The following is an 884-nucleotide window of genomic DNA, read 5'->3' as shown; positions in this document are numbered from 1 at the left end:
AAGCGATACCTATCTAGGCGATGCTTTTGACAAGTTTGAGAAGAGTAATGAGCAGCCAGTGATTATGACGGCTCTGCCGTTGTATCATATTTTCTCGTTTACGGTCTGCGGTATGTTTGGCCTATATCGTGGTTGTATCGGTCTGCTAGTACCAAACCCACGTGACCTACCAAGCCTTATCAAAGCATATAAAGACTACCCACCTGCGTTTTTCCCAGCAGTAAATACCTTGTTTACCGCGCTTGCCAATAACGAAGAATTCCAATCGCTAGATCATAGCAAGCTTGAGATGTCCATGGGTGGCGGTATGGCAGTACTCAAAGACACGGCGACTAAATGGGAGCAGGTCACGGGCAATATCATCGTTCAGGGTTATGGTCTGTCAGAGACCTCGCCAGTTGCCTCAGCAAACCCGCATGGTACAGGTGAGTTCTCAGGAAACATCGGTCTGCCAATGCCTGCCACTGATATGGCTATCTTGGATGAAGAAGGCAATGAAGTGGCCTTGGGTGAGCGTGGTGAGATTAGTATTCGTGGCCCGCAGGTGATGAAAGGCTACTGGAAGCGTGAAGATGCGACCGCTGAAGTCATGACTTCGGATGGTTACTTCCGTACTGGCGATATTGGCGTGATGGATGAAGACGGTTACTTTAAGATTGTCGATCGCAAAAAAGACATGATCTTGGTATCTGGTTTCAACGTCTATCCAAACGAAGTAGAAGACGCCATGTCAACACATCCAAAGATTTTGGAATGTGGTGTGATCGGTATTGATGACGAGAAAAGCGGTGAAGTGCCGAAGATTTACGTGGTACGTAGTGACGCCAGTCTGACTGCTGATGAAGTCATCGCTTACGGTAAAGAAAATTTAACTGGCTACAAAC

General features: G+C 47.2%; 1 protein-coding gene. It reads left to right on the top strand.

Annotated elements, in window-relative coordinates; translation table 11 throughout:
- A partial coding sequence (locus ACS8FC_RS15815; RefSeq protein ID WP_439297470.1) for an AMP-binding protein occupies window positions 1-884 on the top strand: 884 nt, incomplete at both ends.

It is taken from the genome of Psychrobacter sp. 1Y4 (assembly GCF_051847555.1).
This window is presented reverse-complemented; position numbering and strand designations above follow the sequence as displayed.